The sequence below is a fragment of the Mycobacterium sp. genome (assembly GCF_052143115.1).
GTDB lineage: Bacteria > Actinomycetota > Actinomycetes > Mycobacteriales > Mycobacteriaceae > Mycobacterium.
The window spans coordinates 1-18039 of record NZ_JBKQTQ010000031.1; the positions used below are offsets into that span (position 1 = coordinate 1).

Genomic DNA, 18039 nt, shown 5'->3' on the forward strand with positions numbered 1-18039 from the left:
AGCCAGGCGCTCAAGCAGGAGATGCCGAGCTTTCCCGCGCTGCAGCAGGCCGGCGTGCGCTATCGGTGGGACGGCGAAACCACCTTCGGCATGCTGGAGCGCTCCAACCCGTTGGACAAAATCACCCAGGGCACCGCTTAGCTTTTTCCTGGATCTGGCGACGGCGGCATCGCGCAACCGCGATACTTCGCGGCAGTGTCGTAGCAACTGACGGGCGGATGTTTCTGCTCTGACCTCTTGGAGACTGGCTTCATGAACACCCAAACCAATCTGCTGCGGTGGGAGCGGCATGCCGAATGGCCGCTCGCCGTAGCCGCCCTCCTATTCTTGGGCGTGTACTCCGTGCTGGTGCTCGCCCGGCCCCATGGGCGTGAAGCGCATGTTCTATGGGCGGTCACCTGGATCGTCTGGGGCTTGTTCATCCTGGATTACGTTGCTCGGCTTTGCCTTGCCCCCGACCGGTCGCGGTGGTTTTTGCGGCACTTGCTTGACCTTGCGATTGTTGCGCTGCCACTGGTGCGACCACTTCGCTTGCTGCGTCTGATTGTTCTGATTGAGGTGCTGCAGAGGGCAGTCGGGGATGCGTTTCGGGGCCGCATAGTCGTCTATACCGTCTCAGGTGTCCTGCTTTTGATCTATTCAGCATCGCTGGCCGTATTCGATAAGGAGCGGTACCAGCCCGGCGCGACGATCAACTCCTTCGGAAAGGCGATTTGGTTGTCGATTACAACGGTGACCACCGTCGGCTACGGTGACGTTTACCCGGTTACCAACACCGGCCGAATCATCGCCGTGCTGCTGATGATCGGCGGGATCGGTCTTGTCGGCGTCGTCACAGCGTCCCTCGCGTCGTGGATCATCCAGCGTGTAGCGGAAGAAGAGACCGCGAATCAGGCGGCAACCACTGCTCATATCGACGAGCTTCGCAGCGATATCCGAGAATTGACACAAGAGCTACGGGCGAGAGGCTAATGCGCCCGCGATCTAGGATCACACGGTGACCATCGCGCCCGAAACATTCACCACCCGCGGAGTGGGCGGCACGCGCATCGTGGCCGATCGACTGGGCGATCCACAAGCGGCGGCCGTGGTGTTCTTGCACGGCGGCGGGCAGACCCGCCGCTCCTGGGGAAAGGCGGCCGCGGCGGTGGCCGAGCGTGGGTGGCAGGCCGTCACCGTCGACCTACGCGGCCATGGCGATTCCGATTGGTCGGAGGGCGGCGATTATCGCCTCACCAGCTTTGCCCTCGACATCCAGGAAGTGCTGCGTCACGTGCCGCCGCAACCGGTGTTGGTGGGCGGATCCCTGGGCGGGTTCACGACAATGCTTCTCGCGGGGGAGATTTCGCCCGGAATTGCCCGCGCGGTCGTCCTGGTGGACATCGTGCCCCACATGGATCCGTCCGGGGCGAACCGGATACACAACTTCATGGCCGACCGGATGAAATCGGGATTCGAGTCGCTCGACGAGGTCGCCGACGCGATCGCCGAGTACAACCCGCATCGACGCCGACCCGCCGATCTCGATGGCTTGCGCACCAACCTGCGCCGCCGCGGCGATCGCTGGTATTGGCATTGGGACCCGAAGTTCATCAGCAACACGGCGTCGCTTCCGCCCACCGAGGTGGCCGATGTCGATCGATTGAACGCGGCGGTTGAAACGATCCTCGCGGGCGGCGTGCCCATGTTGCTGGTGCGAGGCCAAGTGAGCGATCTGGTCAGCCAGGAGCGTGCCGACGAATTTCTGGCGCGTTTTTCGCAGGTCGAGTTCGTCGATGTCCGCGGTGCGGGACACATGGTTGCCGGTGATCGCAACGACGTCTTCGCGGATGCAGTGTTGGACTTTCTCAATCGGCACGGGCGGTTCTAGCCGCGGCCGCCACCACATCCTCTGCGCCGAGGTCGATGGCGGTGCTGACAACCGCCCGGTCGATCTGGCGCAGTGCATGCACGATGGCGAGAAGTCTTGCCCTGGTGGAGCGTTCGGATTCTTGGTCGTGCTCTCTGGCGAAAGTTTCTGCGGCGTCAAGGAAGTCGGTCGCGGGCATGACCGTCGCGTCGTGGTGGCCGTGTAGGGCGTCGGTCAACACGTCGATGCTGTGCCGGATGTGCGTTGCGGCCGATGTGATGGCCTCCGTCAGCCGCGTGGAGGCCTGGTCGAGCCGTTCGCTGTTACGGGCCAGGGTCCGGCCATAGCGGTCGCAAGCGGCGAGCATCCGTTGGCCGTGTCTGATGCTGTGCCGGCCGGAGAAGCCGCCGACCCCGGCGGTCAGCGGCTTGGCGGTGGTCCGGAACTGTTGCAAGTCTCGGCCGAGTTGCCGCGCTTTGTCGGTCGGGCTTGCGGTGGCCTCGTGACCGAATAGCGTCGACACCGATGTTTCGATCACCTCGGCCAATGTCGTCAAGAAAGTGCGGGCGTCGTGGCGCATGGACGTCCTGGCGTTGGTCGGCAACACCAGGATCGCGACTGCGATGCCGATGACCGCGCCGATCGCCGTCTCCTCGATCCGCAAAAGCAGTATGCCATAACTGAATTCGCCGAGCAGTCCGTAGAGCAACGCCAGCATCGTGGTGATCCAAAACGTCATCAGGCTGTAAGCGACCTTGAAGAAATATAGCGAGCAGAACACGCAAACGAAGATCAACACCAGCTCTGCGGTGCTGTTGCCGGAGACCACCGTGGCGACCAGCACTCCAGCGGGCACACCGAGCACGGTGCCGATCAATCGCGCCCAGCCCTTGGTGAGCGTTTCATTCCAGGTGTTGGTGCCGGCGAAGATGACAAACGCGGCAATCGCCGCCCAATACCAGCGGGACGGGGATACAGCCTCCCCGATGACAATCGCCAGCGATGCGGCGACGGCGACCTGGATGGCTTGCTTGGTCGTCGGCAGCAGACCGGCTCGGCGTTGCTCCTCAGCGGACCTGCCGCCGTCGGAGGTCGCAGCCACTGAAGTTTCGGAGACAGCCTGCTCGACCAGTGCGCGGACTTCGGAAGTCGCTGTTGCCGTGGCGATTATCGCGAGGGCGAGGCGGCGCACTGCGGGGTCGGCGTTGGAGGTTGACGGGCGATCGAGCAGCTCCTGGGCCAGGTGTGCGGCCCGCTCCAACCCCTCCGGTTGCGGCACGCGAATTGCCCTGGAGAGTTGGGAAAGGGCCCCGACCAGGTCGGCGCGGGTCGACGCGGGTATCTCGGCGCTGGCGATCGCGGCTCGCGCTCCGGCGGTGGCGACCCGCTCGACGGTGAGTTCGGCGTCGAACAGCCACAGGGCCAGGTCCTCCCCGCTGACTCCGGGCCACAGCGCGGCCGGGTTGACCTTCTCTTCGATCTGGTTCTGCACCATCAGCGCGGTCTCGTTGAGCGCCACGGTCCGCAGCCGGAGCCGGCGTCGGCGTCGTTCATCGATCCAACCGTCCTCGACTGCCTCCGCGGTGGTGTCTACGACGATGGCCATCCGCGCCCGCAATGACCGCACGGTGGCCCGCGGCACGCCTTCGGGTTTATCGGGCAGCACAAAGGCCGTCATCACGAAGCTGCAGACCGTGCCCACCAGTACCGCCCCGATCAGCCAGGGCAGCTCGGCAGTTGTCGCGCGCAGATACAGCGTGAAGAAGTAGGCCATGAAGGCGACCATCCCGAGCGCCCGCCCCCGCGCGCCGAACCGGCGGGCGTAGACCGCCGCGTACACGATCACCACGAACACCACATCGGCGACCAGCTTGTGCGGCGCGAGGAGCGTAGCGGTGGTGATAGCGAGCGCGGCGGGCAGCGGCAACAGGACAATCGTGATCTTCTGCTGGTACGGGTCAGGCTCGTTGACGGCCCGTCCGGCGAACATGGTGATCAGTACGCCGAGCAGCGCGACGGTCAACGGCTGGTGGGTGGCCTTGGTCAGCAGAAACAGGATGAAGAGCGCGATCGCCAAGGAGACCGTGGTGCGGGCGGCCATTCGCAACCGCAGCAATCCGGGGTCCGAGCCGATCGCCCAGTTCTGCGCCCGCTCATACAGCGCGGTTGCGCGATCGAACACCCGTGATCAGCCTCTCTTCTGCGGAATGCTTGTCTATCGTGACTTGACTCTGGCATAGCGGCCAAGATGGGACCCAATGAGCATTCCCCAGCCGACGCGGACGAAGCTGGCCGACGGGCGTGAATTGCTGTTCTTTTCGTTGCCCGGTCACACCCCGGCGCCGGTCGAAGACCGCCGGCCGCTGCCGCCGCGGAATCCGAACCAAACGCAATTGCGGTTCGACGGGACGACCGGGCAATGGGTGATCATCGCGGCGTTGCGCCAAGACCGCACGTATAAGCCGCCGGCCGACCAGTGCCCGTTGTGTCCGGGCCCGACCGGATTGACCAGCGAGGTGCCCGCGCTCGACTACGACGTGGTCGTCTTCGAAAACCGGTTCCCGAGCCTGTCCGGGGCGGGGGAGACGCCGTCGGTTGGTGACGGCTTCGTCTCGGCTCCCGGTAGCGGCCGCTGCGAGGTAATCTGCTTCTCCAGCAACCACACTGGGTCGTTTTCTGACTTGGAAACGTCGCAGGCGCGGCTTGTCGTCGACGCGTGGCGGCACCGGACTGCCGACGTGATGGCGATGCCCGGTGTCGAGCAGGTGTTCTGCTTCGAGAACCGCGGCGAAGAGATCGGCGTGACGCTGAGCCATCCGCACGGCCAGATTTACGGCTATCCGTATCTGACGCCGCGGACCGCGGCCATGCTGCAGCAGGCCGCTCAGCACCGAGAGTCACACGGCGGCAACCTGTTTGCCGACCTACTGGCCCGCGAGGTGGAAGACGGCAGCCGCATCGTCGCGCGCACCGATATGTTCACGGCGTTCGTGCCGTTCGCCGCGCGCTGGCCGGTCGAGGTGCACATCTACCCGAACCGGTTCGTGCACAACCTGCTTGATCTCGCTGCCGCCGAGCTGGACGATTTCGCGCGGATCTACCTCGATATCCTGCGGCGGTTTGACCGGATGTATTCCGGCCCGCTGCCTTACATTTCGGCGCTGCACCAATTCGCTGACACCGACGCCCAGCGGGAGGGCTACTTCCACGTCGAGCTGATCTCGATTCGGCGCAGCGCCGTCGCGCTCAAGTATCTGGCGGCCTCCGAGTCGGCGATGGACGCGTTCATCAGTGACGTGACGCCCGAAACCGTGGCCGAGCGGCTGCGAGGACTCGGGTGACGGTCCGATACGCCGCGCCGGGGCGGATCAACCTGATCGGCGAGCACACCGACTACAACCTCGGCTGGGCGCTGCCGGTCGCGCTGCCGCAACGCACGGTGGTGACGTTCGAGCCCTCGGATGCCGACGCGATCACCGCGCGCAGCGACCGCGTCGACGGTTCGGTGCGGATTCCGTTGCGCACCAGGCCCGGTGAGGTGACCGGGTGGGCCGGCTACGTCGCCGGCGTGGTGTGGGCGCTGCGCTTTGCCGGACATCCGGTGCCCGGCGGCACGATGTCGATTACCAGCGATGTCGAGATGGGATCGGGGCTGTCGTCGTCGGCGGCGCTGGAGTGCGCGGCGCTGGGGGCTTTCGTGGCGGCTGCGGGTTGGCGGATCGACCGCATCGAACAGGCGCGGATCGCGCAGCGCGCCGAGAACGAGTACGTCGGCGCTCCAACGGGTTTGCTTGACCAGCTGGCCTCGTTGTTTGGCGAGGAGTCGACGGCGATGCTGATCGACTTCCGGAAGTTGACCGTCCAGCCGGTTGCCTTCGACCCGTCGGCGTCAGGTGTCGCGCTGCTGCTGATCGACTCCCGGGAGCGGCACGGTCACGTCGGCGGCGAATACGCGGCGCGTCGGCTGTCGTGTGAGCGGGCGGCCGCCGATGTGGGTGTGGTGTCGCTGCGGGAGATCCAGGATCGCGGGCTCTCGGTGCTTGAAGGGGTCACTGACGCGGTCGATGCCCGTCGTGCCCGTCATGTGCTGACCGAGAACCAACGAGTGTTTGATTTCGTTGCGGCGTTGGGTGATTCCGACTACGCCGAGGCCGGCCGTATCTTCAATGCTTCACATGCATCCATGCGTGACGACTTCGAAATCACCACCGAAAACATCGATCTGATCGCCGACACCGCGGTGGGGGCGGGCGCTCTAGGTGCCCGAATGACTGGCGGCGGATTCGGCGGTTGTGTGATCGCGCTGGCGCCTCTCGATCGGGCGGAGGCGGTCGGCGCGGCGGTACGTGAAGCCGTGCGCCCCGCGGGGTACGGGGACCCGGTAGTCACCCGGACCCACGCCGCCCAGGGCGCGGGCGCATTACGTTAAACCCCGCGCGGTCACATCTGCAACAAGTCGCCTAGCCTGTGGCGAGTCACAGCAGCCACGGCTGCACCTGCAACCAACCATGACATGTTGTTCAAATCTGATGTCGCATGGTGTATCACACATCAAACGTCGGACCGATATCACATGCGCCATCAACTCGGAGCCAATGCTAATCGCCAGCCGCCAGCGACTGCTGAGGCTGGTGAGTATCCTGGGACAGCGCGTCGCGAAGCAGCGTGGACCGGTCAATCTGGAGGCGGTGACATTGCAGGCGTCCATCTCGTGGGGAGAGTATGGGGAATGGTCGGCTACGTGGACGTACGCGCCTACGCCGAGCTCAACGACTTCTTGGCGCCGGAGTCGCGCGGTGTGACGGTGCGCCGTCCGTTCCGCAGCCACCAGACTGTCAAGGATGTGCTGGAGGCGATGGGCATTCCGCACACCGAGATCGACCTCATCCTGGTGAACGGTGATCCGGAGGACTTTTCGCACCGCCCGATCACCGGCGACCGCGTCGCCGCCTACCCGATATTCGAGGCGTTCGACATCGGGTCGACGGCCCGGCTGCAGCCAACCCCGCTGCGCGACCCGCGCTTCGTCGTCGACGTCAACCTGGGCCGGCTGGCGCGGCTGCTGCGTGTGCTCGGCTTCGACGTGTGGTGGTCCAGCGACGCCGACGACCAGACCCTGGCCGATATCAGCCTTGAGCGGCAACGCATCCTGCTCACCCGAGACCGCGGCCTGTTGAAGCGTCGTGCGATCACCCATGGGCTGTTCGTGCGTTCCGAGCAGCCCGAGCAGCAGACGCTCGAGGTGATCCGGCGACTGGACCTGCGCGAACGGCTCGCCCCGTTGACCCGCTGTGTGCGATGCAACGGCATGCTTGCCACGGTTTCCAAGGAGGAGGTGCTCGACCAGCTTGAGTCGTTGACCCGCCGCTACTACGACGAATTCAGCCGCTGCGCAGACTGCGGGCGCATCTACTGGGCCGGGTCACACTATGCGCGGCTGCTCGGCCTCGTCGCGCGACTCCGCAACCAGCTCTAGGCGGCCCGGGTAAAGCGAATCGCGTTCAGGTGCAGCTGGTCGACCGCCTCGGCGAACTGATCGTGGGTCGGCATTTGATGATCGCGGAACCCTAACCCCATCGTCCGCTCTGCGCGCTTGACCCCGTAGGACTCGGCGCAGCGCGAGTAGAGATCGGCAATCAGTGCTTTGTCCGTGATGAGCTCGCCGCGCATCGTCGTCGTCTTGCCGTCGTGCAAGACCTGCGCGGCGGCGCCCTCGCGGAAGTTGTTCTTCCAGCTCTCGGCGGTCATGGCGTAGAGGATGTCGTCGATCACGTGGGCGCTCAACGGAATTGAGTAGTGCCGTCCGCTCTTGCGCCCGGTGAAGTTGACGACCATGAGCTGGTTGCGTGCCGGACCCGCGAATGGGGTGTGTAGCAGCAGTTTCATGATGGGGTTGACGAGGCGCAGGAAGGCCTCGGGTGGGTGCGACATGGTGATCGCGTTTGACTGTTCGGTCATGGCCTCAGGGTAGCTCGCAGCCACTAAGCTCATCGGCGTGTGGCTTCCGACCGAGGAGGGCTTGTGACGGCGATCGCTTCAACCCCGAGGGGTCATAACGTAAAGCCACCGCCCGGGCCGGCGGAACCGCCGACGAGAACCACACCCGCAGAACTCACCGACGAGCAGCGGGGGTGGCTCTCCGAAGCCTCGCGCAGCGACACCAACGGCTGGTTGCACGTCACGATCAAGGGATCGCCGGCCGCACGCGGCTTTCAGTACGGATTCCTCGTCGCCGATGAGTACGCGGAGTCGATCCGGGTGTACCGGGAGATGACCTACCAGGACATCGGTATGACCTACGACTTCTTTGTTGAACGGGCCGCCGAGCTGCACGCCGACAAGATCCCCGACGAGCTGCGCCAGGAGATGGAAGGCGTCGCCGCGGGTCTGACCGCTGCAGGCGTGCCGGCCACGTTCAACGATGTGCTCGGCGTCAATGATTGGATGGAACTCACCGGCTATTGGTGGCCCAAGAACTCGGGCCGCTACACCGCGTTGGCGCCGACCGGCGGCGAGGGCAACCACTGCAGCGCCTTTATCGCCACCGGAAGCGCGACCGTCGACGGGTCGATCGTGGTGGGGCACACCAGCTTCGCCGACTTCTGGCAGGGCCAGTTCGAGAACGTCATCCTGGATATGACCCCCGATGACGGCAACCGGATGGTCATGCAGACGGCGCCGGGCTGGATCGCCAGCATGAGCGATTTCTGGTTGACCAGCGCTGGACTGGCGATCACCGAGACCACGATCGGTGGCTATGACGGGTTCAAGGGCTACGACGAGACCCGCGTTCCGGAGTTCGTCCGCGCCCGTAAGGCCTCGCAGTACGGCCGCGACATCGACCATTGGGTCGAGACGCTCAACACCGACAACAACGGCGGATACGCCAACTCGTGGTTGATCGGTGACGTCAAGACCGGTGAGATCGCGCGCTACGAGGAGGGCCTGCTGTATCAGAGCCTCAGCCGCACCACCGATGGCTACTTCTGGGGCGACAACACACCGCTGGATCCGCGGATTCGTAACCTGGAGTGCTTCGGGACCGGGTTCAGCGACGTGCGCACCCCGAATGGTGCGCGGGAGGTTCGCTGGCGGCAATTGCTCGACCAGTACAACGGGGGCATCGACGCCGAGGTCGGCAAGCGCATGCTGGGCGACACGTTCGACACCTACCTCGGCTACATCCATCCCTCGGCCCGGACCATTTGCGCACATTCCGACGTCGACCCCTGCCACGACAGTGGGCTGACCCCGTTCACCCCGTTCGGGTCGGTGGACGGCAAGGTCGTCACCTCAGCCGACATCAGAGCGCTCAGCCTGTGGGCCCGATCTGGACGTGCTGACGGCACCGAGTTCGACGCCGACGCATTCCTGCGGCAGCATCCGCAATGGGATTGGCAGCGTGGCTATCTCAAGGACCGTCCGCAGCAACCGTGGACGTACATCGAGTCGGGCAGCACCGGCGGACCCTGACCGTGCGCGCCTTCAGATGCCCCAACTGCGGACAGGCGGTCGCGTTCGAGGTGCAGCAGTGCCCGACGTGCGCCGTCACTGTCGGCTACCACTACCCGTCGCGGCAGATGGTGTGCGCACCATCGCAAACGCTCACAGTGGACGGCCGTGGCTGGTTTTGGTGCGCACACTGGGAGCGGGGCTGCAATTGGTTAACCGCGGACGACTCCGAATCCGGCCGCTGCTATGCCGACAGTTTCGTGCGCGAAGGGCCGGCGGCCGATGACACCGAGGCGATGTCCGAACTCGATTCGACTCTAAAGGCGCTGCGGCGGTTGATCTTCGAGCTGATGGACCTGGGCCTGCCCATCCAGCCGTACTACGCGGATTCCCACGGGCTGGCGTTCGATCTGCTGTCGAGCAAGACGCTGGGGCGGCCGGTGATGACAGGGCACAACAACGGCGTGATCACCATCGATCTGGCCGAGTCGCTGGAGTTATACCGGGAGCGTCTGCGCATCAAGCTGGGTGAGCCCTATCGCACGATGTTGGGCCACTTCCGCCACGAGGTCGGCCATTACTACGAGATGCTGCTGGTGCAGAACACCCCGCTCATCGACGACGCCCGGGCGATGTTCGGCGACGATCGGGAGGACTACCAGGCCGCGCTACAGCGCCATTACCAGGGCCAGGCACCGGCGAACTGGCAGCAAGACTTCATCTCTGAGTACGCCACCGCCCACCCGTGGGAAGACTTCGCCGAAACCTGGGCCCACTATCTCCACATCACCGGAACACTTGCCACGATCGCGGATTCGGGCCTTGTCGTCGAAGCTGATCGAGTCAAGTGGGACCTGCCCGCCAATGTCGATGCTCGGGAGTCTTACGCCGACGGCACTATCGAGGACATTATGGCTGACTGGTTAGTGCTGTCGGGGGTGCTCAACCGGGTCAACAATTCGATGGGCCGTGACGACCTGTACCCGTTCACCATCCACCCGCACGTCGTCGCGAAGCTTGGCTTCATCCATCGTGTCGTGACCACGACTGCAACCGAATATGCTGCGGTGAAACAGAATTGACTACCAAGGTCAGCGCACCGATCGCCGGCGACCGGATCACCGAGGCGGTCGCCGCGGCACACGCCAAGCACAAGAAGAACCCCCGCGGCAAGAACGCCGCCTACATACCGGCCTTGGCGGAGGTCGACCCGCAGCTGTTCGGGGTCTGCGTGGCGACCGTCGATGGTCAGACATTTTCGGCTGGCGACGCAAGATGTCAATTCGCGCTGGAATCGATCTCGAAGGTCTTCACGGCCGCGCTCGCTATGGAACAAGTGGGTCCGCGGGCGTTCCACCGTAAGGTGGGCGCCGATCCGACGGGCGAGGCGTTCAATTCAGTGCTGGCGCTCGAACGGCACAACGACAAGCCGAACTCGCCGATGGTCAACGCGGGGGCGATGACGGCAACGAGCCTGGTGTCGGCCACCGATGCTGAAGACCGCTGGCGCCAGATCCTGCAGATTCAAAGCGATTTCGCCGGACGCAGCATCTCGCTCAGCGAACAGATCGCCGACTCGGAGCGGGGCACCAACTTTCACAACCGGGCGATCGCGTGGCTGCTGCTTTGCGGCGGATACATGTACTGCGAGCCGATGGAGGCCTGCGACGTATACACCCTGCAGTGCTCGACGCTGGTTACCACTGTCGACCTGGCCATCATGGGCGCGACGTTGGCCAACGGGGGCATCAACCCCGTCACCGGCAAGCGCGTCATCAAACAAGCCAACGTGGCACACATGCTGGCCTTGATGGCGATGGAGGGTCTCTACACCGCCTCCGGCGACTGGGCCTACACCGTCGGGCTACCCGCCAAGAGCGGCGTCGGAGGCGGCCTGGTCGCGGTGTCGCCGGGAAGACTGGCGATCGCCGCCTACTCACCGCCGCTGGACGCGGCCGGCAACAGCGTGCGCGCCCAGGCCGCGATCACCCAGATCGCCCACGCCCTCGAGCTGGGGCTTTTCAATACGTAGCGCCGGGAGTGACGCCCTGCCGTACCCGGGACCTTCTCCGGGTGCCGCGACGACGCTTCGCTGGCCAACAGCCCATTGTGGAGTGTCCGACGGCCTATTCTTTGAGGACCACTGAGAATGCTGGGGGCCGGGATAGGCGGAGGGTCGGATGACGACCGTAGCGGGGTGCCGGACGTGTGGCGCGGAGCCTTTAGAGAACGCCCGGTTTTGCCACGCGTGCGGCGCACCAGTCGACGAAAGCGACGCCCACGCCGAGTACAAGCAGGTGATGGTGCTGTTCGCCGATGTGGTCCACTCGATGGACATCGCCACGGCTGTTGGCGCAGAGCGACTGCGCGAGATCATGACCGAGCTCGTCAACCGCGCAACCGGGGTGGTGCAGCACTTCGGCGGCACGGTGGACAAGTTCACCGGTGACGGGATCATGGCGGTGTTCGGTGCCCCGGTGGCGTTGGAAGACCATGCCGTTCGTGCCTGTCGTGCGGCGCTGGGCATTCAAGATGAAACCGTCCGACTGGCCGGTGACGTCAAAGAGCGCGACGGTCTGGATCTGCAGTTGCGCGTGGGACTTAACTCCGGCGAGGTCATTGCCGGTGAGATCGGTTCGGGCGCTTTGGGTTACACCACAATCGGGGAGCAGGTGGGCCTGGCGCAGCGGATGGAATCCGTCGCGCCGGCGGGCGGGGTCATGCTCAGCGAATCCACCGCACGCCTGGTCGGGGGCACGGCTGTGCTGGGTGAGACCGAGATGGTGCGCGTCAAGGGCGCCGACGCGCCGGTGGCCGCCCACCGGCTGTTGGGGATGTCGGAAACGCGTCGCGATGTTGGCCGCACCGAGTCGAACCTTGTCGGTCGACGCTGGGAGATGGCCGCCATCGAAAGCCTCCTGGACCGTGCCATCGACGGCTACGGCACGGTGGTCGGCGTGGTGGGATCACCGGGCATCGGCAAGAGCCGTCTGGTGCGTGAGGTCGCCGCGATGGCCGCAGCCCGGGGTGTCGACTTTTTCGCCGCCTTCTGCGAATCGCACGCCAGTGATATCCCGTTTTACGTCGTGGCGCGACTACTGCGCGCAGCCTTCGGCGTGGGTGATCTAGACGCCGCGGCCGCCCGCACGCAGATACGGGCCCGGGTGCCCGATGCCGATCCTGAAGACCTATTGCTCTTCGATGACCTGCTGGGCATCGCCGATCCCGAGTTGAAGCTGCCCAAGATCGATCCGGACGCCCGGCGGCGGCGGTTGACTGCGCTGGTCAATGCGGCGTCGCTGGCCCGCCAAACCCCGGCAGTCTATGTCGTTGAGGACGTGCACTGGATTGACGAGGTCAGCGAATCCCTGCTTGCGGACTTTATGGCTGTGATTCCGCAGACGCGCGCGGTGGTGCTGATCACCTATCGCCCCGAATATCCGGGCGCGTTGAACCGGGTGCCCGGTGCTCAGAGCATCGCCCTTGCGCCGCTGAGCGATTCGGAGACCGCAGCGTTGGTCTCGCAGCTGCTCGGGCCGCACCCCTCGGTCGGTGGGTTGGCCACCATGATCGCCGAGCGGGCCGCGGGTAATCCGTTTTTCGCCGAGGAGATAGTGCGTGAGCTGGCCGACCGCGGTGTGCTGCGCGGCAACTGCGGCACCTACCTGTCGATCGCCGATGTGGCTGAGGTCAGCATGCCCGCCACTGTGCAGGCGACGATCGCTGCCCGCATCGACCGGCTGAACCCTAAAGCGAAACGCACCCTGAGCGCTGCCGCGGTCATCGGCGCGAAGTTCAGCCGGGAGCTACTGGAAACGCTGGAGGTTGATCCTGTCCTGGAGGACCTGGTGGGGGGCGAGCTGATCGATCAGATCAGGTTTACCCGACAGCCCGAGTACGTGTTCCACCATCCGCTGATCCGCGCGGTGGCCTACGAATCGCAGCTCAAGTCGGATCGCGCCGAGCTGCACCGGCGCGTCGCGGCGGCAATCGAATCAGGTGACCCGGCAGCGGCCGAGGAGAACGCGGCGTTGATTGCCGAGCATCTGGAGGCCGCTGGTGATGGGCACGCCGCCTACGGCTGGCACATGCGTGCGGCAACGTGGGCGACCAACCGCGACATCGCCGCGGCGAGACTGAGCTGGGAGCGTGCCAGAAGGATCGCCGACGCCCTACCCGCCGAGGACCCGAACCGGGCAGCCATGCGCATCGCCCCGCGCACCATGTTGTGCGGGACTGGCTATCGAGTCCAGGTAAATGTTGCCGGCGACCGCTTCGAGGAATTGCGCCAGTTGTGCACCGCCGCCGGGGACAAGGCGTCAGTGGCTATCGCCATGGCTGGGTTGGTGATGGATCACCTTTATCAAGCCCAGGTGCGCGAGGCGTCGCAGCTGGCATCGGAAGCCATGACCCTGATCGAGTCGGTCGGCGATCCGACCCTGACGGTGGGACTGTCCTTCCCGGTGCTCTACGCCAAGGTTGAAGGTGGCGAGTGGCGTGAGGTGCTGCGGTGGTCACATACGGTCATCGATCTCGCAGACGGTGACCCGGCTATAGGCAACTTCATTATCGGGTCTCCGTTGGCGGCCGCCCTGACTGTGCGCGCTATGGCCCGTTATTTCCTGGGTCGTCCTGGATGGCGCGACGACCAGCGGCACGGCCTGGCCATGGCCCGCAACGCCGACCCCCTGTCCTACGCCTCGGTCCTCGTCTGGGTCTACCTCGCGGGGATAGTGTATGGCGTGCTGAGGCCCGACGATCGTGCGGTGTGCGAGATCGAGGATGCCCTGCAGAATGCCCAACGCTCGGGTGATGACCGCGCCTTGGCCTTCGCCCAAATGACGCTGGGCCTTGCGCTGGTGCACCGACAAACGGCCGCTGAGCGTGACCGCGGACACAAGCTCCTTTCCGAAGTCAGCGAAATGCTGCTACGCCGGAGACATAATCTGCCATACTTCGCGTCACAGGTCGTCAATATCTACTGGGCGCGTGAGAGGGCTCGGCGTGGAGATCGCGATGACGCCATACCCCTCATGCGTGCCGCCGCAGACCATCTGTTCCGCGAGGGACAGCAGCTGGCGTGGGGCATTCCAGTGACGGGTGTTCTGGTGGAGACACTGCTTGATCGCGAGTCCGACTGTGACATGGCCGAAGCTGAAGCCGCGATAAAGCGGTTAGCGGCCGCGCCAGCCGAAGAGGGTCTGGTCATCCGTGAAGTCTGGCTGCTGCGTCTGCGGGCACTGCTGGCGCGGGCTCACGACGATGGCGCGGCTTACGCACACTTCAGGGATCGCTACCGCGACATGGCGAAAACGCTTGGCTTCGAGGGGCATATGGCGTGGGCCGAGGCGATGCCGTGACCGCGCCGGGCTTGGTTTGTGGGCCATGCGGAACTGAGCTTCCGCCAAACGCCAAGTCTTACAACGAGAGCGCGGTGCCGAGTTGAGCGCGTCGTGCTACCCGGATGCACGACTAAGGGCGACGTACTCCTGTGGCAGCTCATCACGCGACAGTTTGGTTACGCTCGCTGGCCCGGACCTGTAAAAGTCCTCGCCCTTTATCAACCCCTCCTCGTCGACCGGCAGGACGACGAGCGTCCGGAACACCACCAGATAGTCGGCGTCAGGATCGTCGACAGCCAGGCCCATTCGCGCGGCATATGAACCGGGGTAGATGTGCTTCAGGAAACCCTCAACGATTGCGCAGTTGTCATCGACAACCAACCGCTCCACATCGAACTCAAGGAAATTGGTTCGGGTTCGGACAGTTTCCGCGTAGAAAGCCCGCACCTCGTCGGCACCCTTTGGGCCTTTATCCACGCCATTGACCCACATGTGATAGGCCGGGTTGGGCGTAAGCGTTGCCATGAGCTGGTCCACATCCCAAACCGGTTCAGTTTCGAGCGCCACATGCTTGAGCACGGCGCTGAGGATGGCGCGGTGCCGCTCATTCGTCGTCTCGTCAAGCCGCTTCTCTAGCAAGGCCACGGACCTTTTCGGATTGATTCCAACAGACATGGTCGTTTCCCTCCCGGCGCGGCAGTCCGGCAGTACTTTAGCCTCGTAGCGTTGCCGTGGACGCAATTTTGTTAGTTCGCCGCACTACCGCCGGCATGTATGCCATATTTCGCATCCCGTGTTGCCGGGTCCGGTGGACCGACTCGCCGCCGCACCTTGCAGCGGCTCTACCGGATTTCGTCGGTGCTGTCAGGCCGGAACGGCAATGCTAGCCGCTCCCCGCTTGTCGTGCCGGCCATAACGACCTGGGCGATCTACGCTTGGTTCATGTCCCGGCACGGTGCGGATGAGGTCTCCGGTTCCCCGGAGTTGCAGGCGCGGTTGTTGCGGCCTGCTGGGCCGGCGCAGATGAACGCCGCTGACCGCGACCGTCTGATTGTGATGTTGGACGGCAAGGGCTGGAATCACGCAAAGATCGGGCGGGCTGTCGGGCTGACGAGGCGCGGTGTTGGAATGGCCCTGGCCAGAATTGCGGAGGGTCGGCCGGGACGCGGTCGCGGCGAGTAGTCCCGCGTCAGCTTGAGCTGAGGCGTGCGACGCAGGGTGCTTTGCGCGGCTGCCCCGTTCGGGGGTTGATGCACCTCTCCCAGGGTTCGACACTCACCATCAGCGCGGCGCGGCGCCGGGGCCGCCACCGGCGGCAACGGCGGGGCCGGCGGACCCAGCGGGTTCCCCCGGCTCACGCGGGGGAGTCCGGTACCGGCAATCACGAGCCATCCTCGTCGTCACCGTCGAGGTAGTCCAGAAAGCGAAAATGGCCTTGGCGCAGCGGACGTGAGCGGAGAGTCGGCGAGCATCATCGCTGCCACGCTCGGGGTTAGTCGTACCACCGTTTATCGAGTACTCGCCGACCTTAACGGCGGCGAAGAGTGACCTGTCGGGCGCAGAACCCAGCCAGTTCCCATCGAGGAATTGTGCCTAATTACCCGCAACGGCGCATTGCTACTGGACTTTTTTGATTGGCGGCAGGTACTTGCCGAGGGTTGTCGGGTCTTTGGCTTCCGCGTCGGGCAGGTAGACGCGATAGTTCAGGCGGAACAGCCCGCTGGGCGGCGAGGGCAACCAGTTGCTCTCATGGCCTTTGGGTGCCTGGTTCTGGAAGTAGATGTCGAGGGAACCGTCGGGGTTCCGCGTCAGACCGGGGGTTCGGTCGCCGATGGAGAATCGGTTGATCGGATTCTTCACGAGCTGAAAGTCCGACCCGTACATGGTGATCGACCAGAATCCGTTCGGCAGCGTGGGCGGGATTTGTTCGGCATCGAAGTGCAGCAAATAGTGGTTTGCGCCATCGAGGAGCGCCGCTTCACCGTCCTCGTAGGTGCTGAAATACTCGGCCTCGTCGCGGTCGTGAACGAACAACCCTTCCAGTGCGCCGGCCGCCCGGTCAAAGTAGTCGACGCCATAGGTGCCGGGTCGCAGGTTGTTCCACCGGGTCGGATACGGCGTACCGCGATACTTCACCTTCCACTTCATGATCTGTGGACCATCGGCGGCGGCGCGAGCCAACCCGCGACGCATGGGTCCGCTGAGCGCGCTGACGTCCATCGGCTTGCCGACGGTGATCCCGCCACGGCTGAGCAACTCGACCGCTGCCTCGTTGCCCGGTGGTGGCGGGTTTTCGATGAGCAGGTCGGCCAGCGTCTGGAAGTACGCCAGATCGCTGTCGTAGTGCGGTCGTGGGCCGAGATTCGGTGCTGCGGCTTGGCCGTGCCGGGCGGGGTCTGCCCAGTTGCTCAGCGAGGTGAGGCTGAACTTCTCCTGTAGAGCGTTGACGTCGGCGAGGTCGGCGGCGTTGCCGGGCAGTACCCCGATGCGGATCGCGAACATGATGCTGTCGGTGGGAACCCGGTGTTCGATCACTCCGGGCGGTAGCGTGCCTTTCCAGTTCGGTCCGACGAAGGCGTGATTGCCGCCCTTGCCGCCGGTTGCACGGGCGCCGATGTAGAACAAGTTGTTGGTGTAGCTGTCGGCGACCTCGACCGACCAGTAACGGTCGGGAATGTCTGGTGCGGTGAGAATGATCGGCTCGTCACGCAGTTCGAGCAGCGCACCGCTGTAGACGGTGTCGTTGTTGGGCGTGTACGGCATGACATCATCAGCGGTGGCAAGGGTTTTCATGTGGCCGATCTGGTTGATCGGCGCAGCGGGTGCGTACTGCTTGGCCTTCTCCAACGCGACGGGGTCCAGACGCAGGCTGCGTTCCCGCTCGAAAATGGTCAGCGGAAGACCGAATACGTAATTTTGGACACCTACCGAATACGCCCACTGCTCTTCGGATTGCGCGTCAACAGCGCGGGAATCGGACGTGTCAATTGGGGTGCTCATCGTGGTACTCCCGTTAGTCGCTCCGGCACCATGCTGAGTCGGGTTCTTGCCGCAGCCCGCCAGTGCATTGGCCACGAACCCCAGCCCGAGGCAGACCACGACGAACCCGATGCGGCACTGACGCCAGCGCAGCGAACCATCCGTCATCGGCGCATTCGACGGCGGCTGACCCATCGTGCGCTCCTCCCACACCTCGTCCATGCGCAACGGAACCGTGCTTGATTCCTTCGCGGACATTGGCGCAGAGGCGGTTGTCATGGAACTTCCCTACAGTCAGGTGTTTGCTGATCCGCCATTGACCCCATCACGGCAAGGCGGGCTGACCCAGGGCCATTGGTCCCGATTGCTAGAGCACTAGGCATCGGCTGAACACCGAGGTCCGACAAAGTCGCAAGG

The 18039-nt window shown here is 64.6% G+C and carries 15 protein-coding genes; 11 read left to right on the forward strand and 4 right to left on the reverse strand.

The features are described 5' to 3' along the window. The first annotated feature begins 252 nt into the window (after nt 1-252). Nucleotides 253-972 carry a potassium channel family protein gene (locus ACLQI9_RS02970; RefSeq protein ID WP_442375973.1) on the forward strand — a complete coding sequence of 240 codons (720 nt, stop codon included), beginning with the start codon at nt 253-255 and terminating at the stop codon, nt 970-972. A 31-nt stretch (nt 973-1003) separates the two neighbouring features. Next, entirely contained in the window at nt 1004-1870 is an 867-nt protein-coding gene (locus tag ACLQI9_RS02975) for an alpha/beta fold hydrolase (protein WP_442391009.1), read from the forward strand. On the opposite strand, the gene ACLQI9_RS02980 is transcribed toward ACLQI9_RS02975, so the two are convergent. Then, on the reverse strand, nt 1848-3950 hold the full coding sequence (locus ACLQI9_RS02980) for an FUSC family protein (protein WP_442391011.1): 2103 nt from the start codon (nt 3948-3950) through the stop codon (nt 1848-1850). The genes ACLQI9_RS02975 and ACLQI9_RS02980 overlap by 23 nt on opposite strands. 157 nt (nt 3951-4107) lie before the next feature. On the opposite strand from ACLQI9_RS02980, the gene galT reads away from it, so the two are divergent. The 3 genes from galT (at nt 4108) to ACLQI9_RS02995 (ending at nt 7325) form a co-directional block, all read left to right on the forward strand. Then, nucleotides 4108-5190 (forward strand): galactose-1-phosphate uridylyltransferase, encoded by a 1083-nt coding sequence (galT, locus tag ACLQI9_RS02985; protein ID WP_442390977.1) that lies wholly within the window; start codon nt 4108-4110, stop codon nt 5188-5190. Beyond that, the gene (locus tag ACLQI9_RS02990) at nt 5187-6278 is read left to right on the forward strand and encodes a galactokinase (RefSeq protein WP_442390979.1); all 1092 of its coding nucleotides are present in this window, start codon (nt 5187-5189) and stop codon (nt 6276-6278) included. Before galT ends, ACLQI9_RS02990 begins: the two co-directional genes overlap by 4 nt. Before the next feature lie 300 nt (nt 6279-6578). After that, nucleotides 6579-7325, forward strand: coding sequence for a Mut7-C RNAse domain-containing protein (locus ACLQI9_RS02995; protein ID WP_442379869.1), 747 nt, complete (start codon nt 6579-6581; stop codon nt 7323-7325). Here ACLQI9_RS02995 and ACLQI9_RS03000 read toward each other — a convergent pair. Further along, a complete protein-coding gene (locus tag ACLQI9_RS03000; protein WP_442379867.1) occupies nt 7322-7807 on the reverse strand; it encodes a hypothetical protein in 486 nt (161 codons plus the stop codon). The two genes, ACLQI9_RS02995 and ACLQI9_RS03000, sit on opposite strands and share 4 nt — an antisense overlap. 63 nt (nt 7808-7870) lie before the next feature. On the opposite strand from ACLQI9_RS03000, the gene ACLQI9_RS03005 reads away from it, so the two are divergent. From ACLQI9_RS03005 to ACLQI9_RS03020, 4 genes are all read left to right on the forward strand, one after another. Then, complete coding sequence (locus ACLQI9_RS03005) at nt 7871-9322, forward strand: C45 family autoproteolytic acyltransferase/hydolase (protein WP_442379866.1); 1452 nt, start codon at nt 7871-7873, stop codon at nt 9320-9322. A 2-nt stretch (nt 9323-9324) separates the two neighbouring features. Beyond that, on the forward strand, nt 9325-10383 hold the full coding sequence (locus ACLQI9_RS03010) for a zinc-binding metallopeptidase family protein (protein WP_442390981.1): 1059 nt from the start codon (nt 9325-9327) through the stop codon (nt 10381-10383). Beyond that, a complete protein-coding gene (glsA, locus tag ACLQI9_RS03015; RefSeq protein ID WP_442390983.1) occupies nt 10380-11333 on the forward strand; it encodes a glutaminase A in 954 nt (317 codons plus the stop codon). Before ACLQI9_RS03010 ends, glsA begins: the two co-directional genes overlap by 4 nt. Before the next feature lie 148 nt (nt 11334-11481). After that, nucleotides 11482-14661, forward strand: coding sequence for an AAA family ATPase (locus ACLQI9_RS03020; RefSeq protein ID WP_442390985.1), 3180 nt, complete (start codon nt 11482-11484; stop codon nt 14659-14661). A 96-nt stretch (nt 14662-14757) separates the two neighbouring features. Here the strand turns inward: ACLQI9_RS03020 and ACLQI9_RS03025 are convergent, their stop codons facing one another. Beyond that, nucleotides 14758-15318, reverse strand: coding sequence for a nuclear transport factor 2 family protein (locus ACLQI9_RS03025; protein WP_442390987.1), 561 nt, complete (start codon nt 15316-15318; stop codon nt 14758-14760). Nucleotides 15319-15585: 267 nt separating this feature from the next. Between ACLQI9_RS03025 and ACLQI9_RS03030 the strand changes: the two genes are divergently transcribed. Further along, nucleotides 15586-15825, forward strand: coding sequence for a hypothetical protein (locus ACLQI9_RS03030; protein WP_442390989.1), 240 nt, complete (start codon nt 15586-15588; stop codon nt 15823-15825). A gap of 267 nt (nt 15826-16092) precedes the next feature. After that, a complete protein-coding gene (locus ACLQI9_RS03035) occupies nt 16093-16191 on the forward strand; it encodes a helix-turn-helix domain-containing protein (protein WP_442390991.1) in 99 nt (32 codons plus the stop codon). A gap of 69 nt (nt 16192-16260) precedes the next feature. Here ACLQI9_RS03035 and ACLQI9_RS03040 read toward each other — a convergent pair whose 3' ends face one another. Next, a complete protein-coding gene (locus ACLQI9_RS03040) occupies nt 16261-17901 on the reverse strand; it encodes a DUF1254 domain-containing protein (protein WP_442390993.1) in 1641 nt (546 codons plus the stop codon). Nucleotides 17902-18039: the final 138 nt, after the last annotated feature.

Bases quoted from the DNA above. Each gene is read 5' to 3' on its own strand.
- ACLQI9_RS02970 (WP_442375973.1), top strand. From the start codon at position 253: ATGAACACCCAAACCAATCTGCTGCGGTGGGAGCGGCATGCCGAATGG.
- ACLQI9_RS02980 (WP_442391011.1), bottom strand. From the start codon at position 3,950: ATGGCCGCCCGCACCACGGTCTCCTTGGCGATCGCGCTCTTCATCCTG.
- galT (WP_442390977.1), top strand. From the start codon at position 4,108: ATGAGCATTCCCCAGCCGACGCGGACGAAGCTGGCCGACGGGCGTGAA.
- ACLQI9_RS02995 (WP_442379869.1), top strand. From the start codon at position 6,579: ATGGTCGGCTACGTGGACGTACGCGCCTACGCCGAGCTCAACGACTTC.
- ACLQI9_RS03000 (WP_442379867.1), bottom strand. From the start codon at position 7,807: ATGACCGAACAGTCAAACGCGATCACCATGTCGCACCCACCCGAGGCC.
- ACLQI9_RS03020 (WP_442390985.1), top strand. From the start codon at position 11,482: ATGACGACCGTAGCGGGGTGCCGGACGTGTGGCGCGGAGCCTTTAGAG.
- ACLQI9_RS03025 (WP_442390987.1), bottom strand. From the start codon at position 15,318: ATGTCTGTTGGAATCAATCCGAAAAGGTCCGTGGCCTTGCTAGAGAAG.
- ACLQI9_RS03030 (WP_442390989.1), top strand. From the start codon at position 15,586: ATGTCCCGGCACGGTGCGGATGAGGTCTCCGGTTCCCCGGAGTTGCAG.
- ACLQI9_RS03040 (WP_442390993.1), bottom strand. From the start codon at position 17,901: ATGACAACCGCCTCTGCGCCAATGTCCGCGAAGGAATCAAGCACGGTT.